Origin of the sequence: Lysinibacillus sphaericus (assembly GCF_002982115.1) — a bacterium.
Classification (GTDB): domain Bacteria; phylum Bacillota; class Bacilli; order Bacillales_A; family Planococcaceae; genus Lysinibacillus; species Lysinibacillus sphaericus.
In genome coordinates this window covers 132,745-147,663 of record NZ_CP019980.1, presented here as the reverse complement: position 1 = coordinate 147,663, position 14,919 = coordinate 132,745, and the positions used below count along the sequence as shown (strand labels likewise).

Genomic DNA, 14,919 nt, shown 5'->3' with positions numbered 1-14,919 from the left:
CATTTTACTAAAATTGCATATTTATAAATTTAGGCATTTCTTTCTCCCTACTTATTTCCCGCTTCAAAGCCATTTAATCTTATCATTTCAAAAATACCCCCAAAAAATAATGAAAATTTGTCTATTTATACATATCTATTTATATTCATTCTTTTGTCGACAAATTCAAGAAAGTCTTTTGTATTGTTTCGTGATTTTGTTAATAAGCATCTTATAATTTCATATACATCTTATATTGAATGATTTTGAAATAAGGGGAGAAAAATGTGGATATATTGATTAGGCCTGGTGATTCACTGTGGTATTTCAGCGATTTGTTTAAAATACCCCTTCAACTACTCTTGGACTCCAATCGAAACATCAACCCTCAACACCTTCAAGTAGGACAACGTATTCAAATACCTGGTTATGTAACAACTAGTTATACCATTACCCAAGGCGACTCTTTGTGGCAAATCGCCCAAAACAAAAACCTTCCGCTCAATGCCATTTTACTTGTCAATCCAGAAATCCAACCAAGTCGACTACACATTGGGCAGACAATACAAGTTCCTCAAAGACTAACTTGGCGGCTCGTAAATGGCCAGCAAAATTATGATTACAGCATGATGATGAATGATATAAAAAAGCTACAAACCGCCTATCCATTTCTTCAAAGCACATCCATTGGCAACTCCGTTTTAGCACAACCAATTCCTGAGATTTTAATTGGAAACGGCTCAAAACGCATACATTATAACGGTTCCTTTCATGCAAATGAATGGATTACTACACCGACCATCATGACTTTTCTAAACGACTATTTACTCGCACTAACAAATCAAACGACCATAAGAGGGCTCTCGATGGGACCACTTTATAACCAAACAACGCTATCACTAGTTCCGATGGTTAACCCCGATGGCGTCAATTTAGTTATCAACGGTCCTCCAGCTAACGAAGCATTAAAAAATAAACTAATTGCTTGGAATCATAACAGTCAAAACTTTTCTGGATGGAAGGCGAACATTAATGGTGTTGATTTAAACGACCAATTTCCTGCAAAGTGGGAGCTTGAAAATGCTCGCAATCCACAAACACCAGGACCACGTGATTATGGAGGGGAAGCTCCGTTGACCCAGCCAGAAGCTATTGCTATGGCTGATTTAACAAGGAACAGCCATTTTGCTTGGGTTTTAGCATTTCATACGCAAGGCAGGGTCATTTATTGGGGATTTGAAAATCTTGAACCACCTGAATCACAAACAATGGTAGAAGAATTTAGCAGAGTAAGTGGTTATGAGCCCATTCAATCTGCAAATAGCTATGCTGGTTATAAAGATTGGTTTATTCAAGATTGGCGCAGACCAGGCTTCACAGTAGAGCTAGGTAGCGGTACAAACCCGCTGCCAATTAGCCAGTTCGATACTATATACCAAGAAGCGTTAGGTATTTTTTTAGCTGGATTGTATTTATAACAACCAATTTTACTTTTTAAACTTAACGAAGCCGACCATTCAGGATACTTGTCCTACTTGGTCGGCTTTTATTTTTTAACTTTTTCTATAAAGTACCAATTATTACTTTGACAGATAGAGTAATCTTTGCTAATATTACTCCATCAGATAGAGCAATAATTTTAAGTAGGTGACGTATGGTTCGAAGTGACATTATCCGTGGACACTTGGATTCAATTATTTTGCGGCTAATTTTAGAGAAGGATCGCTATGGTTACGAAATTTCCCAAGAAATAAGCAACCGGACAAAAAATCGTTTTCAAATTAAAGAAGCAACTCTATACGCCGTATTTCAACGTTTAGAAAAAAAAGAAGTAATTGAAGCCTATTATGGCGATGTATCGCACGGAGGCAAAAGAAAATATTATCGCATTACCTCATTAGGCAAGGCTTATTTAAGCGAGCTTGTAAAAGAATGGGCAGAAGTGAAGGAAATTATCGACTTATTTATGGAGGGCTTAGAATGAAAAAAATTAAACATCATATTGATGAGCTATTTAAAGACATGCCACGCAATACTGAAACAGAAATGGTGAAACAGGAAATCATCGAAAACCTTGAAGAAAAAGTATTTTATTTAATGGAGCAAGGGAAGGAAGAAGAGGATGCCATCAATAAAGCAATCGTTGAATTTGGCGATATTGAAGATTTAAAAAAGGAATTGGGTGTAAAAGAGCCTGAAAAGAAAAGTATGGCTAAGTTAAATTTAGAATTTTCGCTATGGGGAAGTGGATTAATAGCAGCGTTCTTTATTTTTATCAATCTTTATTACACACCCAATACAATTTGGGCGATTTATCCAATTTTCGCAATACTATGGTGGCCCCTTTCGATGTACTTCGTCTGGTCACGTAAGAAATGGAGTGAGTAAATATGAAACATTTTATTAGTTTTTCGGTTGTTGGCAGTTTGATGACTATGCTATTTTTAGGAATTGTCAATTATACAACAACTCCTCAAACAATATGGTTTATTTACCCTTGTATATTGCTGTTGCTATGGCCAATCACTTTATATTTCATGTCCAAAAAACTATATAAACAATACGCCGTCATTTGTAGCGCCATGGTTATTGCTTTTCTCATTATTGAAAATCTATTGTATTCACCGCAGCATTTATGGTTTATCTATGCTATTTATCCGATAGTATGGTGGCCCATTCTTATGTATTTAGAGGAAAAAGCGAAATCATTGAATATTGCACTGATTGGCTGTGCAAGCACCATCTTCTATTATTCATTCATCAATTTCATCATGTCCCCACAATATCCTTGGGCGATTTACCCTGCATTTTTAGTGATATGGTGGCCATTAGCTCTATATCATGCCCAAAAAAGAACGTTCGTTGCCTTCTCGGTTTATGCTAGCTTACACATCAGTATCTTTTTTATTATCGTCAACATTGTTTCTTCACCAAGCGTAATTTGGGCGATCTACCCAATATTCTTAGTACTTTGGTGGCCATTAAGTATGTATTTTTATGTTTATAAAAGAAGACTTTATCAAAGTTCTACCATGACCAAAGATTTTTAAACGACTACAATACAGCTAAAGGAATCATACTTTATGTATAAACAACAATCAGCTATTGGGAAAATTATCGTCATCTTCCTGCTCATACTATTCACTGTCAATGGTGTTGTATTTGCCACTAGCGATCCTGTCATGGATAAAGATAAAACCTTAGATATTTCTGCTATTGACGCATTTATGACAAAAGAAATTGACCGATTGCACATCCCAGGGGCTTCACTCGCTATCGTTAAGGAACACCAAGTTGAATATTTGCAAGGTTTTGGTGTTTCAAAACCAGATGGGACAAAAATGACACCACAAACACCTATCGTCATCGGCTCCGTTAGTAAATCGTTTACTGCTCTTGCCATCATGCAGCTTGTAGAACAAGGGAAACTCCATTTAGATGATACAGTGTCCTCCATACTACCAACGTTTCAACTTGCTAATAAAGAAGAAGCTAAAAAAATAACCATTCTACACTTGTTAAACCATACAAGCGGTCTCTCTACTTATGATGGCCAAGTAGCAATATCCGACGGTGATCAAACATTACAAGAACATGTAAAAACCTTAGCCACTATAAAGTTGGCATCACCTGTAGGTAGCCAATATGAATATTCAAATTTGAATTATAACTTATTAGGTGCAGTCATAGAGGAAGTTACAAATACATCCTATAAAGAATATGTAGAGGAACATATTTTTAAGCCGCTGGCAATGCATAATAGTTATGCAGATCCAAAAGATGATCGCAACAATACTAGCGCTACGGGTTATCAAACTGTATTTGGATTTAAGATGCCTACAAAACAGTTAATCCATCGTGGCACTGTTTCTTCAGGATATCTTCTTTCTAGTGCAGAGGATATGGCAAATTACATGATAGCGCAATTGAATAATGGCCACTTTAACGGGAAAAACATACTATCACCAAACGCAATGAACAAATTACACCACCCTTTTGCATTTATCGGGGATAGTACTTATTATGCCATGGGTTGGGAAGTAAAAAATGCGATTATCTCCCATAATGGCTGGACAGAAAACACCTATTCAAAAGTGTTATTGGACAAGGAATACGGTATTAGTCTCCAAATCAATGCAATGGATTATTTTAATTTAAATGAATATGATGCCATCGTAAATGGCCTTCATCAACTTGTCCATCAAGAACAACCCTCATTATCGAATAGTAAGCCCTTTCTAAAATATATACTATTCGATTTACTATTAGCGATCATTATTGCGCTTATTGTTCGGTCTATTTATCGATTGTTTAACCGTAAAAAACCTAAAGTAACAACTTTTCAGCTGGCGTTTCAGTGGTTCTCACTACCGGTCTTTAACTTGCTACTACCTTCATTTGTTTTAATTGCTTTCCCACAATTATTTGGTCCATTATCTACTGTAACTTTATTTGCTCCTGGAATAGGACATTTGTTATTTATAATACCTGTATCGCTTTTAATAATAGGGCTCATCACGTTAGTTCAATACCTACTGAAGAAACCTATATTCGCTTCAAGGTTACCTGGAAATAATTAATGGTTCACTTCACATAAATTATATATTTACTATATAATTTAATAAGTAAATATTTTAGTGGGCTGTGATCATATGTCAAAAAATAATCCAATGCACGAAGTTGAAAGCATCATGCGCGAAATGCTTGAAATACAGCAAAAATCTATGATGTTTGTGAATCTGCTGTCAGAAGGCGAAACATTATCTCAAAACCAGCTTATCCTTCTTCTTCAGCTAAAAATCAACGGTGGTATGAAGGCAACAGAAATTGCTGATTTCTTTAGTGTAACCCCCGGGGCTGTTACATCCATGTGCGATAAATTGGAGAAGCTTAATTTTGTTCAACGCGTTAGAGAAAGTGAAGATCGACGTGTCGTAAATATGAAGTTAACGACAGAAGGAGAACAAAAAGTACAAGAAATATTTTTAAAACTTCCACAAGAAAAACTAACAGAAATAGCAAATGTATTAACGGATGTAAATCAGTTAATGCAAAAAATTTTTTAAGGATTTCAAACATTGAAATCCTTTTTTTTATTGCCCTCATAACGGTATTTATTTTTCACCTATAGACTAGGCAGTTTTTTGTTCTTGACAAAATAGAGCAGCATATAATTTAATTAATATATGTTTTAATTATTAAAATATATATTAATTAAATTAAAAGAGGTGATAATTAGCATGACAAATGAACGCATACAAAAACAGCATTGTATTACGCTTACTAGTGGCAAAATTTATGATTTAATGCCCGACTGCGAACAGTTGAATATTCGCGGGGCGGTTGGTGTCCATCAAAAAGTGAACTTAAAGATTATATCCACACATGGACATAGTGTATTTCATTCCCGTGTTATTGCTCGCACTTTAAAAAATACAGGCTCTTGTAATATGAAAGATTATTGTGAAATAGGAGAGTTGACGAATGCTGGGAATGTAACAATCCGCTCTGGGGAAGTTTCGACTATTACGAGTACAGGAAAACTGACAATTGCACAATCCTTACATGCACAGCAGTTTCAGGCAATCGGCTTTGTGAAAGCTCAAGAAATACAGGCATCACATTTTCACTTAAAATTATCTGGTCCAAGTAGCATTACCCAACTCGTTGCAGATGACATCATCATAGAAAAAGATAAGTTCTCACTTTCTCTTCTCAGTAAAAAACTGCATTGTCATTCGATAAAGGGCAAAAATTTACACCTTGCTTACACAATTGCAGAGTTTGTAGACGGTACTGTTATTGAAGTTGGGGACCATTGTACAATACAGAAACTTTATTACACCGAAAGTTATACCATTTCCCCCCTTGCGAAAGTACATCACATCATTAGGAGGGAACAAGGATGAAAATGATTCGTGGATTTTTTTGTTCCTTAGCCCTTATTGTGTTAACCATTCTATACGTAGGACTGGTTGTAAGCGCCATAATATCCATACTTGCTGGTATTTTACGAACTGTAGGCATTGATGAAATCAAAATGAGCATTTGGCAAGGCATTGAACTTCCGATTGCTTTCAGTATCCCTTTTGCACTCGTTATATCTTGCTTGCTGTTCTTTTGTTCGCTTTACATCAAACGTTCGATCACATTTTGTTTTTCAAAACTAAAGTTTTAAAATGGTGCGTCGTGCTCTTAGCAAAGAGGTTCACATCTTTATATCACTACTTGAACCTCTTTTCATTTGTTGGAAATGAAATTGGTTTCTAGGCCAATCACCTGTTAACTTACCACAACGTACATATAATAATGGGAGATAGGAGTAATGGAAAAAGGAGCAATTTTATAATGAAAATAAACAAGCTTAAATCCGTTAACAGGGTATTATGGTAAGCGTCTTATGTTGTTTTCTATCAGATGAAAACGGGCGTGAACTGGACCCGTATTTGCCAAAGAGTATAAGCTGTACAGAGTTAACTACTGCAAACGCACGTCCTAAACAATGGTCCGTCTTGCCAAATGGAACAACTATTGACCTTCAACGAGTAGATATTCTTATCACTGGTTATGTAACGATTGTGCTCGATAATGGCCTTAGACATATAGAACCTTTTTCTGTAACAAAACAAATTTTATTATGTGCACCCGAGGGGACGCAAATAACCTGTAGACTGACTGATTTTCACTGTTCCTCTCAGGCAGTTAATGCAAATGGTATGTTCCAAGGTTTATTAATAGCCATCGACCTATGTTTATCAGTTCAGTCTATCCATGACATTGTAGTCACAATGGAAAGTCAGTTTTGTAAACCTCGAAAAGATATATTACTATCAAAATGTTTTTTACCAGATCAACAACCGTCCATTCCATTTAAGCCAAATCTAGAAAAAACAACACAACTGTTTGAAAAGCTCTGCTTGAAAGTCCCACAAGTATATGATTGGGTCATTACACCGATTAGCATTCCACAAATCAATGTTCCCTTTTCCTGTGTATATGAAGTAATGTATGTGGCGGGAAATTGTAATGGTATTAGTATTGGAGATTACATTTGTAAAACATGTACGGGCATATGTGAGGAGACTTTCATTTGTTCTAACCAAAGTTGTACATTATTATTAAGTCTTACTTCATCGAACTGCACATTTTGCCCTGCAGGAGGGCGTTCACTTTCACCTGATTTTGTTTGTACGCCACCAGCAGGGCGTATACTTAACATTAATCAGGGAATCTATTATAACGATTTACAACCAGCAATTGATGGGGCCAATGCTGGGGATAGTCTTATTGTTTTCCCAGGAAATTTTATTGAAACAGCTGATATCACTGTCAATAAACCATTAACAATTTCTGGCCTTTCTGCACAGAATACAGTGATTGAGTTTCCAAATCCACCGGTGGCACAATCAAATCTCAATATTGCCGCAAATAATGTGACAATTAACAATCTTCATTTTCTCAGTCCGACCATTACAAATGCAGATGATGTGTCATTATTGAGAATTGACCATGCTCCTGGCAACACTTTATATGATAATATAACGTTAAATAATCTTATTATAGAAGGAGGACCAAAGCGTCTTGCAATTATCAATGCCTCCAATATAGCCATCCTCAATTCAACATTTATTCATACTGGTAATCGACATGCCATAGAGCTCAGAAGCGGGACAGGAACAATGAATATTTCCGGCAACACATTTTCAGGTGGACCCGATAGCAGAAACGCTATTATTTTCCAAGTAGATACACCTACAGACACTTTTATTAACGCTTCATTTATTATATTAAATAATACTGTGACCCGTTTTTCACACTTTGTATTATTTAACCTTGCAGCTAACGACACTGTTTCTATTCATGTTTCAAACAATGTTATTGACCAACAAGACCGACCAGGGCCGACCATTACGTTTATTCCTCCTACACAGCCGTACAATTTTTCAACGATTGCACCAATATTGATTGAAAACAATCAAATCACAAATCCTAATCCACCTATTGAAAGTCCAGATCCATTTTCTGTATCAAGTAACCTTTCTGTTTATGTAGACTATACTTATACACTCGGGCTTCCAACATCCATTCCAGCCAATGGCCAAATACAAGTCTATAACAATATATTTAATGTGGCCTTACCTTGGGGATTAGTAGTACCACCAAATATTTATGACGTCGTTTTTCCGAATGATCCAGTTGGCTATAATATGACTGATGCCCCAGGAACGATGTCATTAAATGCTTTTGCTTTAATGGGCAATGTGTCAACGCCAATTCCATAACCGCTATGACAAAGAAGGACCTTTCACTATAGTTGATGGGTCCTACCGTTATTTCGCAGTCTATAATAAATATAGTCAATTTGTTTTTTTGATTTGCAGTGCCTGCTTATTTGTTGCAATATGGATAGCCATGTATATGGCAAATACCAGACCAATTGCACCAAAAATAACAGCTACAAGCTGTAGAGAAAACCAATCTGCCATTACGCCTAAACTAAATGTAAGTACTATTTGAATAACACTTTGAACAAGGCTGACAGCGCTACCGAATCGTCCCATTAAATGTGGTGGAATGTTTTTTTGGTAGACCGTATCATATCCCGTATTGCTAAATGCCATAAAAACACCTAACGTGATAAAGCAACCTGTTGCAAACCAAATATTGCTGGACGCATAGAATAAGGTATAGGATAACATCGTACATGTTAGTCCAACTCCTATATAGGTAGTGATTGGAAATTTCTGTACTAAAGCCATTGCCAATAAACCACCAACAATAGCCCCTCCCCCTGCAACACTGACAAGTACACCATACAAACTATCAGAAGCTGATAAAACTTTTTTGATAAACGTCATTTCTTGCGAGTCTAATGCAAAAGCAACCATGAGTGCAATTTGATAGGCAATAAAAAATTTTAAAAATTGCCTTTGTTGTTGTATAAAAGTCCAAACGATTTTAAAGTCCGCTATCATTACTCGAATTGTAAGAACTCCCCGCTTCTCTTTCACTTCCTCCTCTAAGTTCGGTAAACGGGCAATCACCCATGCACAAACAAAAAATGTCACACTGTTTACCCACATCGCAATATTAATATTAAAAGAGGCAATAAGCACACCCGCGATGGCCGGGCCTAACATAAAAGAACCTGAATTGAATGTGCCTAACAGGGCATTAAAACGTTGCTTATCTGCATCGTGCACGTATTTGGCAATATAATATGTACTGCTTGGTCCAAAGAAACTACTAGCGACATTCGCTAAAAATAATAAGCCGTAGACAAGCCAGATGGATGTCATAAAGGGCATTAAGAAAACAATTAGTCCACGTAAAACATCCATCGCAATCATAATGTTTCTTTTATTTGACCGATCAATAATGGAACCTGCCACAAAATTTGTAAGGATGCGGGCAATCGGACCAACAATAAAGATACCTGCTACTGCTGTTGCTGAATACGTTAAATGCCAAACCATTAAGTTTAAAGCAACGAGATAAATCCAATTTCCTAAATAAGAAAAGCCAAATCCCCCTAATAATAAGCCATAGCTTCGAAAAATCTTCATAGCAACCCCTCCCCCTACCTTATCTTACCAAAAACTTGAAAAATAATAGTGTATTCGTTTAATACCTTCTTACCCTAAACGCACAAAATTCACTAACTTTACACACTTAATGTTTTTACAAGATGATTTCTAAGAGTTTCATAAAATCATTCTATGTTGCTTTGCATTCACTTTTCTTACTATAAAACTATACAAGAAAGGTGGTGCTTCGATCATGGACGGACAGCTTTTATTCAGTACGGTTTTTATTGCGGGAATTCTTTCTTTCCTCTCCCCCTGCATTGTCCCTTTACTACCGGTTTATTTTTCAGTTTTGTCAACCAATGAAAGTGGAACTGCTATGCAACATGGCTTCTCTATCGGTAAATGGCATGTAAATACACATTTACTATTTAAAACGATTATTTTTGTTGTCGGTCTTTCAACAAGCTTTGTAATTTTAGGATTTGGCGCCGGTTTTCTTGGTTCGGTCATTAATACAGACTGGTTTATCGTCGTCTGTGGGGCAGTAGTCGTTTTGCTCGGTCTACATCAAATTGGCTTCATTAAATTAGCCGTGCTTCATAAAGAAACAAAAGTGCAACTAACACGGAGTAATAAACGTGACTTACTCGGCACCTATCTTTTGGGTCTAACATTTAGTATGGGTTGGACACCTTGTATCGGACCAATTTTAGGAGCAGTGTTAGGCTTATCAGCAAGTGAGGGGCAAGCTACTTATGGGGCGCTGATGATGTTTTTCTATGCACTTGGATTACTAATTCCCTTTTTAGTTCTTGCACTTTTTTCCGATTTCCTTTTACGTCATGTTACAAAAATCAATAAGCATACAAAGAAAATTAAAATTGTCGGTGGTGTCATGATTATTTTCATGGGAATTGTTTTAATGACAAATAATTTAAACCTATTATTAACATTCATTCCACAATAGAAAGGAGATTTAGTATGAATCATTTAAAACATCTTGTTATTTTGTTCGTAGCAGTCCTTTTTTTAGGGGCATGTTCTGCAGATTCCAAAAATACAGCTACTACTACTGCAGCGGCTAGTAACGAGGGCATTGTGGCTCCCTCCTTTAACTTAGTTGATGTTAAAGGGGATCGTTATAATCTTGCTGACTACAAGGGTAAAAAAGTGTACGTAAAGTTTTGGGCTTCTTGGTGCTCTATTTGTTTAGCTGGCTTAGAAGAACTAAATACACTGGCTGGTGAGGAACAGGATTTTGTTGTCTTAAGCATCGTTTCGCCGAACTTTAATAATGAAAAAGACAGTGATGCATTTATTAAATGGTTTAATGGGGTTGAAAACACTTCAAATATTAAAGTGCTATTAGATGAAGATGGCGCCATTGCAAAACAATACAATGTGCGAGCATATCCAACGTCTTCCTATATTGGATCTGATGGCAAACTAATTCAAACGCTCCCCGGCCATGTAGGCAATCCACAAATTATTGAGAAATTTAAAAGTATCCAATAATAAAGGGAGGAATCTCTAATGAAGATAAAATTATTTGGCGTATTAGTAAGTATCTTACTACTTTTATCTGCATGTTCAGCGGACACTTCTCTGTTAGCAAGTAATGCAAGTACAGCACAAGCACAATCTAAATATCCACCAAACCCTAACGTCAATGTCAGTTTTGATACAAATAATTTAAAAGATATTTGGCTTGCAGGTGGTTGCTTCTGGGGTGTAGAACATTATATGGCGCGTGTTTATGGTGTCTATGATGCCGTATCTGGTTATGCAAATGGCAACACAGAAAACCCAACCTACGAAGACGTCATTTGGAAAAATACTGGCCATGCAGAAACAGTTCATGTGCGCTATGACCCTGAACGTGTTAATTTAGAAAAACTATTAGCACATTTCTTTCAAATAATTGACCCAACTTTACTCAATCAGCAAGGAAATGACCGTGGTACCCAATATCGTACAGGTATTTATTATAAAGATGAAGCCGATAAAGCGATTATTGACAAAGTAATAGCAAAAGAACAAGAACGCTATGATAAGCCTATTGTTACCGAGGTGGAACCACTTGTTAACTTTACAATTGCAGAAGAGTACCACCAAGATTATCTTGAAAAAAATCCAGATGGCTATTGTCATGTAAAGTTTGATTCTTTGGAAAATCAAGAAATACCATCACTCATTGATCCTGCACGATATCCAAAGCCAAGCGACGATGAAATTAAAAAAATATTAACAAAAGAACAATATCGAGTAACACAAGGCAATGGTACAGAAATGGCTTACTCCAATGAATACTGGGATAATTATGATCCAGGCATTTATGTTGATATTGTTACGGGGGAGCCCCTTTTTTCATCAGCGGACAAATATGATTCGATGTGCGGTTGGCCAAGCTTTACAAAACCAATTGACCCAGCAGTAGTGCTTGAATATGAAGATACAAGTTATAATATGATTAGAACTGAAGTGAGAAGTCGCAGTGGTGATAGCCACTTAGGGCATGTATTTAATGACGGGCCTAAAGATCGTGGCGGCTTACGTTATTGCATCAATAGTGCTGCCATTAAGTTCATTCCACAAGCCGAAATGGAAGCAGCAGGTTACGGATACTTAGTACATCTCACAAAATAATGACGGTGCCAGTCACTCAAACAATTCTGAAACAATTTATGTCGATCCACTAAAATTTACGCAGACTCCTTTTAGCAATGTACAGAACATAAGCCGCAACAGGCTCGCGCGGTTAGCGACGAATGTTGCGGCTTCCGTCGTGCCCGCAGAAAGTACAGTGGATTTTGCGCATAAGCAGTGCCATTTGCATCTATGCTTGTTTAGTTGTCAATGAAGGAATAACTCCTATTTTATGAATGTTTTTAAAGAGGTGATGTCATGTATACATTATTGGTCGTCGATGACGAAGCTATTATCATTAAAGGAATTCGCTCATTTGTTAATTTCGAGGAGCTTTCTATTTCAACGGTATTCGAAGCTTCAAATGGTGAAACCGCACTTGAAATTTTCAAAAAATATAGCCCTGACCTTATACTAGCTGACATCAATATGCCGAAAATGAACGGTCTTGATTTTGCCACTGCGGCAAAGGCACTAAAACCAGATGTCAAAATTGCTATTATTACAGGCTATGACTATTTTGATTATGCTGTAACAGCATTAAAGGCTGGCATTGATGACTATGTTCTAAAACCAGTCTCTAAAAAAGACATTCAAGAAACATTAAAAAATCTGATTGAAAAACTGCAAGCAACACAAAGCCAGCATGAAATATCGAAGCTTGTCGAAGGAATATTAAACGATACAAAAGTACATGATGATACTGGTTATAAAGCAAAAATTCAAAAGGAAATTGACCGCAATATTGCCAATGTCAATTTTTCTTTAAGCTACTTAGCAAAACAACTGGCACTAAGTAATTCTTATTTGAGTAGCTTGTTTAAAAGCCTGTACGGCAAAAACTTTCAAGATTATATGCTCTCTACTCGCTTAGACCGAGCGAAAATTTTTTTACTTAGCACAGATATGAAAGTATATGAAGTAGCAGCAGCTGTCGGCTTTGACGACCCTAATTATTTCAGTGCCACATTTAAAAGGAAATTTGATGTTTCTCCGAATCAGTTTAGAGAAAAAATGAGGGAATAGTAATGAAGAAGTCCAATATGCTGAAAACTTTACGCATGCAAATTGCCCTTCACTATTTAAAAGCAAGTGGTGTTATTTTGTTATTAATGGGCGGCATTTTATATTATAGTATTTCCTCCGTTGTATTGAGTGAAGCAACCTCTAGTACGAAAACAGCAGTAGAAAAGAGCGGTATGTATATTGACCTTTATATTGAGCGCCTAAAAGCGGTCTCTGCTTTACTTGCTGAAAACCCTCAGCTTGTATCCTATTTTTCAACTACAGAGCGTGATCCCTCTATGAAGCAAAATTTACTGTCGATGATTCGGACAACGATGACAACCGATCCATTTATTCAATCGGTCGTTATTGTGAGCAAAGATGGGCAAGTACTTTCCAATGAAAAAGGTTTAATTATGAGTATGTCGAGCAATATGATGAAGGAACAATGGTATATGGCGGCTGTTAATAACGGTAGCAAACCCGTTTTAACCTCTGCACGGATGCAGCACTTTTCAATGGATAAAGACAACTGGGTTATTTCAATTAGTCGCGAAATAAAAAATAATGAAGGTCAAAATATTGGCGTATTGCTTATCGATATCCAGTATAAAGTGATTGAGGACTTTTTAGCTAATTTAGATTTAGGGAAGAATGGCTTTTCTTTCATTATCAATGATCAAGGCGAAGTCGTTTATCACAGGGATACAGCGTATTTTGCAGACTCCATGAAACAACAACAATTACAGCAAATAATCGCCAATCAAGCAGGCTATGATAAAGAAAAAAATACGTTAACGCACACCTATAAGTTAATGAATGCAGACTGGACGTTTGTTGGTGTCTCTTCGCAAGATGGATTGTTAATGATTAAAAGGCAATTGCTCGAAATCTTTCTGTTAGTAGGAACTGTTCTCTTTATTATTGCTGCTGTTAGTGTTGCATTATTCGCTGGGCGGATTACGAAACCATTCCAACGTTTAGAAAAAGCTATGCAAACTATCGAATATGGCTTAAAAGAGGTGCCTATTGATGCCAAAGGATGCTATGAGGCACAAAGTTTAGCAAAACATTTCAATAGTATGATTGTCCAAATTGAAAAATTAATGCAAGAAATTACTGAAAAAGAAAAGCACTTAAGAGCGACAGAAATTAGTGCGCTCCACAGTCAAATTAATCCGCATTTCTTATACAATACATTAGATACAATTGTGTGGATGGCTGAGTTTAATGATAGTGAGAAAGTGATAGAAATGACAAAAGCACTCGCTCAATTTTTCCGACTTTCACTAAGTGGTGGAAATGAACTGACAACTGTAGAAAATGAATTAGATCATGTTCGTCAATATTTATTTATTCAAAAAGAACGGTATGGGGAGAAGTTAAATTACACGATTGTCTGTGAACCAGCCATACGCAATGTACAAATGCCTAAAATTCTTTTACAGCCCATCGTAGAAAATGCTTTATATCATGGAATTCGAAGTTCTTCTCATATTGGTCATATTCATATTAGTGCAAAACTCACTGGTAGTGATGTAGAACTTAGTGTCCAAGACAACGGACAAGGCTTCGACGTTAATCAATTAAACAAGGAGCCAACTGAAAAGCGCACAAAACTAGGAGGCGTTGGCATTAAAAATGTTGATCAGCGCATTAAACTCTATTATGGCCCTGACTATGGCATAACGATTGATTCGAGTATCGGCATAGGAACAACCATCTCTATTAAAATTCCATCAACAATAAAATCATGAAC

15 protein-coding genes are annotated in these 14,919 nt (G+C 36.5%); 14 read left to right on the top strand and 1 reads right to left on the bottom strand.

Annotation, left to right across the window (positions count from 1 at the left end; translation table 11 throughout):
- Positions 1–266 precede the first annotated feature (266 nt).
- From LS41612_RS00670 to LS41612_RS00630, 9 genes are all read left to right on the top strand, one after another.
- The gene (locus LS41612_RS00670) at positions 267–1,457 is read left to right on the top strand and encodes a M14 family metallopeptidase (protein WP_024364299.1); all 1,191 of its coding nucleotides are present in this window, start codon (positions 267–269) and stop codon (positions 1,455–1,457) included.
- A 176-nt stretch (positions 1,458–1,633) separates the two neighbouring features.
- Entirely contained in the window at positions 1,634–1,963 is a 330-nt protein-coding gene (locus LS41612_RS00665; protein ID WP_024364300.1) for a PadR family transcriptional regulator, read from the top strand.
- Positions 1,960–2,367 carry a permease prefix domain 1-containing protein gene (locus LS41612_RS00660; protein WP_024364301.1) on the top strand — a complete coding sequence of 136 codons (408 nt, stop codon included), beginning with the start codon at positions 1,960–1,962 and terminating at the stop codon, positions 2,365–2,367. Before LS41612_RS00665 ends, LS41612_RS00660 begins: the two co-directional genes overlap by 4 nt.
- Positions 2,368–2,369: 2 nt before the next feature.
- A complete protein-coding gene (locus LS41612_RS00655) occupies positions 2,370–3,029 on the top strand; it encodes a hypothetical protein (RefSeq protein ID WP_024364302.1) in 660 nt (219 codons plus the stop codon).
- A 33-nt stretch (positions 3,030–3,062) separates the two neighbouring features.
- Positions 3,063–4,559 carry a serine hydrolase domain-containing protein gene (locus LS41612_RS00650; RefSeq protein WP_024364303.1) on the top strand — a complete coding sequence of 499 codons (1,497 nt, stop codon included), beginning with the start codon at positions 3,063–3,065 and terminating at the stop codon, positions 4,557–4,559.
- A gap of 72 nt (positions 4,560–4,631) precedes the next feature.
- Complete coding sequence (locus LS41612_RS00645) at positions 4,632–5,045, top strand: MarR family winged helix-turn-helix transcriptional regulator (RefSeq protein WP_024364304.1); 414 nt, start codon at positions 4,632–4,634, stop codon at positions 5,043–5,045.
- Positions 5,046–5,219: 174 nt separating this feature from the next.
- Positions 5,220–5,888: a hypothetical protein gene (locus LS41612_RS00640; RefSeq protein WP_024364305.1), complete on the top strand. Its 669-nt coding sequence runs from the start codon at positions 5,220–5,222 to the stop codon at positions 5,886–5,888.
- Entirely contained in the window at positions 5,885–6,157 is a 273-nt protein-coding gene (locus tag LS41612_RS00635) for a hypothetical protein (RefSeq protein WP_024364306.1), read from the top strand. Before LS41612_RS00640 ends, LS41612_RS00635 begins: the two co-directional genes overlap by 4 nt.
- Positions 6,158–6,365: 208 nt before the next feature.
- Positions 6,366–8,261 (top strand): BMQ_0737 family morphogenetic spore coat protein, encoded by a 1,896-nt coding sequence (locus tag LS41612_RS00630; RefSeq protein ID WP_024364307.1) that lies wholly within the window; start codon positions 6,366–6,368, stop codon positions 8,259–8,261.
- 75 nt (positions 8,262–8,336) lie between these two features.
- Here the strand turns inward: LS41612_RS00630 and LS41612_RS00625 are convergent, their stop codons facing one another.
- A complete protein-coding gene (locus LS41612_RS00625) occupies positions 8,337–9,545 on the bottom strand; it encodes an MFS transporter (protein WP_024364308.1) in 1,209 nt (402 codons plus the stop codon).
- A 214-nt stretch (positions 9,546–9,759) separates the two neighbouring features.
- On the opposite strand from LS41612_RS00625, the gene LS41612_RS00620 reads away from it, so the two are divergent.
- The 5 genes from LS41612_RS00620 (at position 9,760) to LS41612_RS00600 (ending at position 14,917) form a co-directional block, all read left to right on the top strand.
- Entirely contained in the window at positions 9,760–10,476 is a 717-nt protein-coding gene (locus LS41612_RS00620; protein ID WP_051147778.1) for a cytochrome c biogenesis CcdA family protein, read from the top strand.
- Positions 10,477–10,490: 14 nt separating this feature from the next.
- Positions 10,491–11,024, top strand: coding sequence for a redoxin family protein (locus LS41612_RS00615; protein WP_024364310.1), 534 nt, complete (start codon positions 10,491–10,493; stop codon positions 11,022–11,024).
- A gap of 18 nt (positions 11,025–11,042) precedes the next feature.
- Positions 11,043–12,155 (top strand): bifunctional peptide-methionine (S)-S-oxide reductase MsrA/peptide-methionine (R)-S-oxide reductase MsrB, encoded by a 1,113-nt coding sequence (msrAB, locus tag LS41612_RS00610; RefSeq protein WP_024364311.1) that lies wholly within the window; start codon positions 11,043–11,045, stop codon positions 12,153–12,155.
- A gap of 258 nt (positions 12,156–12,413) precedes the next feature.
- Positions 12,414–13,181: a response regulator transcription factor gene (locus LS41612_RS00605; RefSeq protein ID WP_024364312.1), complete on the top strand. Its 768-nt coding sequence runs from the start codon at positions 12,414–12,416 to the stop codon at positions 13,179–13,181.
- A 2-nt stretch (positions 13,182–13,183) separates the two neighbouring features.
- Entirely contained in the window at positions 13,184–14,917 is a 1,734-nt protein-coding gene (locus LS41612_RS00600; protein ID WP_024364313.1) for a sensor histidine kinase, read from the top strand.
- Positions 14,918–14,919: the final 2 nt, after the last annotated feature.